Source organism: Zoogloea sp. (genome assembly GCF_041911615.1).
Lineage (GTDB): Bacteria > Pseudomonadota > Gammaproteobacteria > Burkholderiales > Rhodocyclaceae > Zoogloea.
Map to the genome: position 1 here is coordinate 1 of NZ_JAYROR010000047.1, position 5,273 is coordinate 5,273.

Here is a 5,273-nt window from a genome sequence, read left to right on the forward strand (position 1 = left end):
CCGCTCGCCGCCGCGCGGGCGCCCGCCGACGCACTCCCGGCCGGCATGGTCACCCTCGAATACCTGCTCACCCCGCCGCCGGGGCGCTACCTGTGGCTGCGCATCCGCCTCGCCGGCACCGCCCGCCAGGGGCCCAGCCTGTTCGCCCTGCGCGCCACCTTCCCGCGCCCCTCGCTGCTCGACTACCTGCCCGCCTACTGGCGTGCCGACCCGGAAGGCGGCGACGCCACCGAGCGCGCCCTGGCGCTGTTCGAAGGCTGGACCACCGAGCTCGACCAGCGCATCGACGTGCTGACCCGGCTCGTGGACCCGCGCCTCGTTCCGGTCGACGCCCTGCCCTGGCTCGGCGGTTTCCTCGCCCTCGGCTTCGACGCCCGGCTGCGCGAAGGCGTGCGCCGGCAACTGCTCGAAAACGCCGCCGAGCTGTACCGCGCCCGCGGCACGGTGCCGGGCCTCACCCGGCTGCTGTCGATCCTTGCCGAAGCGCCGGTGCAGATCGTCGAGGGCTTCCGCCTGCGCCGGCCCACCGCCGCCTTCGTCGGCGACGCGCTGCTCGGGCCCGGCCTCGAACTGGGTGGCAACGAGAGCCTGCTCGCCGCCGGCACCCCGGACGCCTGGGAGGCCGAACTCGCCGCCGCCCACGCCGCCCTGCGCCTGCGCCGCCGCCTGGCCGACCGCCCCTGCCCGGCCCGCGAACCCGACGACCCGCTGCCCGACGACGCGCTGATCGCCTTCTACCGCCGTCACGCCCACCGCTTCACGGTGATCGTCCCGCGCGAACGCGACGACCGCCTCGCCGCCGTGCTCGAACAGGCCCTCGACGCCGCCAAGCCCGCCCACACCCTGCACCAGCTGTGCTGGCTGGATGCCGGCTTCCGGGTCGGCAGCGCCAGCCTGGTGGGCATCTCCCACCTCGGGCCGGTGGATCGGCCCCGCCCGGCGGTGCTCGGCGGCGCCGTGCTGTCCCCCTTCACCACCCTCCACCGCGGCCGCTTTCGCGACGACGGCGACCGCTACCCGTACTTCAAACCCATGAACCCATGGGAGGCATCGCCATGAGCACCCCCACCTCCGCCGCGATCTTCACCCCGCTCGACGACCTCGACCCGGCCACCCCGGGCGACCCCTTCACCCGGCTGCGCTACAACTACGGCCAGCTCCTCGGGGCCGAGGACTTCACCGCCGAGCAGCGCTACTTCCTGCTCCGCAGCCGCCTCCACAACGCCGCCCTGCACGGCTTCGGCACGGTGTGGGGGCTCAAGGTGGACAAGATCGAGCGCGATGCCGACCTCGCCCTCACCTGCGAACCCGGCCTCGCCATCGACCCCCTCGGACGCGAAATCCGGGTGCCGCAAAAAATCTGCCTCGACGTCACCGGCCTCGCCGCCACCCGCTTCTGGGCCGACCTCGCCGCCCCCCCGGGCGCCACCGAAGGCGACGCCCGCCGCCGGGTGTACGTCGTGCTGCGCTACCGGGCCTGCCTCACCGACCCCGCGCCCGCCATCGTCCCGCCCTGCGCCGACCAGGACGCCGCCCTCGCCGCCTCGCGGGTGACGGACGGCTACCGCCTGTGCCTCGAAGCCGCCGCCCCCGACCTCACCGGCCTGCCGGTCCGCGACATCACGCTGGCGGCCACCGCCGGCGGCGACGCCCGCGCCCGCCTGCTCGACGCCATCCTCACCCCGCCCACCGAACTGGCCCGCCTGTGGAGCGGCGCCGACGACGCCCCGCTGCTGCTGGCGGTGCTCGACCTGGAGCCGATCGGCACGCCCGCCGAGCGCGTCAAGCTCAATGGCCCCATCGACAACGCCGTGCGCGCCCTGCTCCCCCACGTCCAGGCGGTGGCCGACCTCGCCCTCGGCCTCCACCTCGAAAGCAGCGCCGGCACGCCGCGCTTCCAGGCCGCCCGCGTCACCACCCGTGGCGGCGACGGCGCCGACGCCGGCCACACCCTGATCGACATCGCCACCACCCGCCCGCCGCTGCCGGCCAGCCTCGCCATCGCCTCGGCCCGGGTGCTGTACTTCGACGACGGCGCCGGCGCCTGGGCCGACGCCCCGATCCTCGCCCGCAGCGCCAGCGCCGCCGGGCTCGCCCTCAGCGTCGACCGGGATTTCACGACCGGCACCTGCGTGCAGGTCATCCTCGCCGGCACCGGACCGGGCGCACTGCTCGACACCGACAAACGCCCCCTCGCCGGCAGCCTCGGCGAAGTCGTGCCGGCGGGCGTCGGACGCGACGCCACCCTGTTCGTCACCCACCCTGCAACCGCCTGAGCCGGAGGCCGTCATGAGCATCAACACCTGGAAGAACATGGACGCCGGCCTGCTAACCATGGTGGCCAAGGTCGCCCGCAACGAAGCCCTCAGCGCCGCCGAGGAACGCGTCATCGCCGACTTCCTCAAGGATCGCGGCCGCCTCGCCGACGACGACGGCTTCCCCACCGGCCCCGCCGGCGACGTGCGCGGCAACAACAACCTGCGCCGCACCAACTGGTTCAACGGGCGCTACCTCACCGCCGAGGCCCTGTCGCGCCAGGACGTCTATTTCGACACTCGCCACCGCCTCGGCGCCCACGCCCTGATGCCCGGCATCGCCTGGGGTCTCGGCCTCGCCGGCGACGGACTCAACACCACCCCGGTGAGCAGCGAATGGCGCGGCGGCGGCTTTCCGGCCGACCGCCCGCTGACCCTGCGCCGCGGCCTCGCCTTCGACCACCTCGGGCGGCCGATCCTGGTCGCCGCGCCGTTCCGCTTCACCGTCGAACAACTCCTCGGCACCTACCGCAAAACGCCCCAGCGGGTGGTCGGTGGCGGCGTCGACTTCATGCCCTGCGTGTGCCTCGCCAGCGACCCCGCCGGCCCCACCGGCGGCAGCGCCGCCTTGCCCGCCGGCCCCTACCTGCTGGTGATCCAGCCCGGCGAAAGCGAGGAAGGCGGCGCCAAGGTCATGGGCGAAATCTGCGGCGGCGCCGCCTCGGCCGCCTGCCGCGCCGACACCTGGCGCGGCGGCTTCGGCCTGTCGCTGGTGCGCTTCCCGGTCGAACTGCCCCAGCGCCAGGATCTGCAGTCCGCCTGGGATCTGCGCGGCACCCTGTCGGCCTACTTCTTCGACGTCTTCGAGCACGCCCTCTGGAAACGCTGGGACCCGGACTTCGCCACCGACGGCCCCTTCTGCGCCGACACCGGCCCCGGCCGCCACGACGCCGGCGCCATCGCGCTGGCCATGCTCTACCTCGGCGAGGACGGCACCGTGCTGTTCCTCGACCAGTGGATTCCCCGCCGCGGCATCTGCGACACCCCCGCCGAGGACTGGCACCGCACCCGCTTCGGCGCCCCGCCGCGGGCCGCCGCCTGGGCCCGCATCCACCAGTTCCAGTGCATGCTCGCCGAGAGCCTGGCCCAGCGCCCGTCCAATTCCGACGGCACCGACCTGTTCACCCGCGGCTTCCGCCACATCCCGCCGATGGGCTTCCTGCCGATCCGGCAGCACCCCGTCGACGGCGACTTTCATTCCGGCATCCCCGCCCTCGACACCGTGCTCGCCGTCACCAAGCAGGGCGGCCGCTGGCTCGTCTCGCCGCTGGTGCAGAACGCCATCGAACAGGCCGAGCGTTACTTCGTCCGCACCAGCGTCATCACCTACAGCGTGGTCGCCCTCCACGACGACGATCTGCTCGAAGATCTGGGCCACGTCTTCGACAAGGACCCGATCCAGATCGCCCGTTACGTCGCCCCCGACCCGCAGCCCAGCGACGCCACCGGCGGCACCGCGGCCGCCGGCGCCCTCACCCACCGCACCAACTTCTACAAGGTCGGCCTCGACACCCGCGCCACCGCCACCACCTACTCCGGCTTCATCGCCGTACTCGCCCGGATTTTCGAGCGCATGGGGCTCGACGACCTGGTCAACCGCCGCACCGAGATCGTCAAGCTGGTGGTACCGCTACAAGGCCTCACCCGGCGCCACCCGCTGCTCGGCGCCCTCGCCGAGGACGCCCTCGACCAGACCCGCGCCTGGGGCATCGACCCACTGCTCACCGCCGGCAACGCCCTCGGCCAGCTCGGCAGCCTCAATCCCCAGGCCGAAGCCCTCGCCGGGCTCGTCTCCAAGCTCGGCCTCGACATGCTGCCGCGCCACTTCGTCGCCTACGTCAAGCAGCGTCTGGTGCTGCTCGACGCCCTGTTCTACGTGCTCGAAGTGCTGCAGTTCCTGCTCGCCTTCTTCACCGAGATCCGACGCATCGCCGGCGGCCTGCAGCACAAGGCGATCACCACCCGCGAGCTGCGCGCCCAGTACCTCACCCAGCCCGCCGAAAAGCGCGCCCTCGCCGAAGCGCTGCTTGCCCAGCCCGACGTGCAGGCCGCTTTCGTCCAGGCCGCCGACCAGAGCGGCTCGGGCATCGCCGTCACCACCCGCAACCAGGCCTTCATCGCCCAGGTGGATCGTGCCGACGCCGCCCTCGCCGCCACCGTGACCGACCCCGCCGAGCGGCGCCGCCTGGCCGTGGATCAAGTCGCCGACGCCTACGCCGCCGAATACCCCGACTACCAGCTCGTCCAGACCCTCGCCGCCGTACAGCAGCCGCAGCAGACCCTCGCGGTGGTGAACAAGCTCGCCGTCGGCCGCGTCACCGAACTCACCCGCACCGTCGCCGACGAGCTCGCCGGCAGCGGCCCGACGGTGTTCCAGGACGACGACGCCCGGCCGATCTACGCCGACCTGCGCGCCAGCCTCGACCAGCGCAAGGTGGCCGACTACGTAAGCGGTGCCGACGCCGGCCTCACCGTCAAGGACATCCTGGCCCAATCCCCCGCCGAGGCCGAGCAACGCCTCGGCGCCGACAACTACGCCGCCTTCCGCAAGGCCGTCCAGGCCGACCGGGAAGCCGCCATCGCCGGCGCCGAAGTCCTCGCCAAGGGCGTGCCCGGCGCGCTGGCCGACGAAGTCGAAACCGGCATCCAGGCCGGTACCTCGGCCACCGTCGTCATCGACAAGCTCAAGACCGAGACCGCCACCGGCGCCGCCACCCGCCCGCTCATCGACCAGACCGCCAATCTGCTGCGCATCACCGGCGGCCAGGCGGGCTTCCTCAAGTACGTCAAACGCACCTGAACGCCCCGCCATGCGCGCCCCCCTCGACATCGGCCGGCTGTCCACCCGCATCCGCAGCGACGACGCGGCCCGCGCCCAGGCCCTCGCCAGCCAGGTGCGCCAGCTTGCCGACCGGCAGCTCGCCCGTGCCCTCGACGGCGCCGGCGAGCGCGCCCTCG

General features: G+C 73.4%; 3 protein-coding genes. All 3 read left to right on the forward strand.

The window, feature by feature from the left end; genetic code table 11:
• The coding region (locus ACE3P2_RS05945) for a phage tail protein (RefSeq protein WP_374262105.1) at positions 1–1,059 on the forward strand (1,059 nt) is incomplete at its 5' end.
• Complete coding sequence (locus ACE3P2_RS05950) at positions 1,056–2,276, forward strand: hypothetical protein (protein ID WP_374262107.1); 1,221 nt, start codon at positions 1,056–1,058, stop codon at positions 2,274–2,276. The genes ACE3P2_RS05945 and ACE3P2_RS05950, both read left to right, overlap by 4 nt.
• Before the next feature lie 13 nt (positions 2,277–2,289).
• Positions 2,290–5,115 (forward strand): hypothetical protein, encoded by a 2,826-nt coding sequence (locus tag ACE3P2_RS05955; RefSeq protein WP_374262110.1) that lies wholly within the window; start codon positions 2,290–2,292, stop codon positions 5,113–5,115.
• Positions 5,116–5,273: the final 158 nt, after the last annotated feature.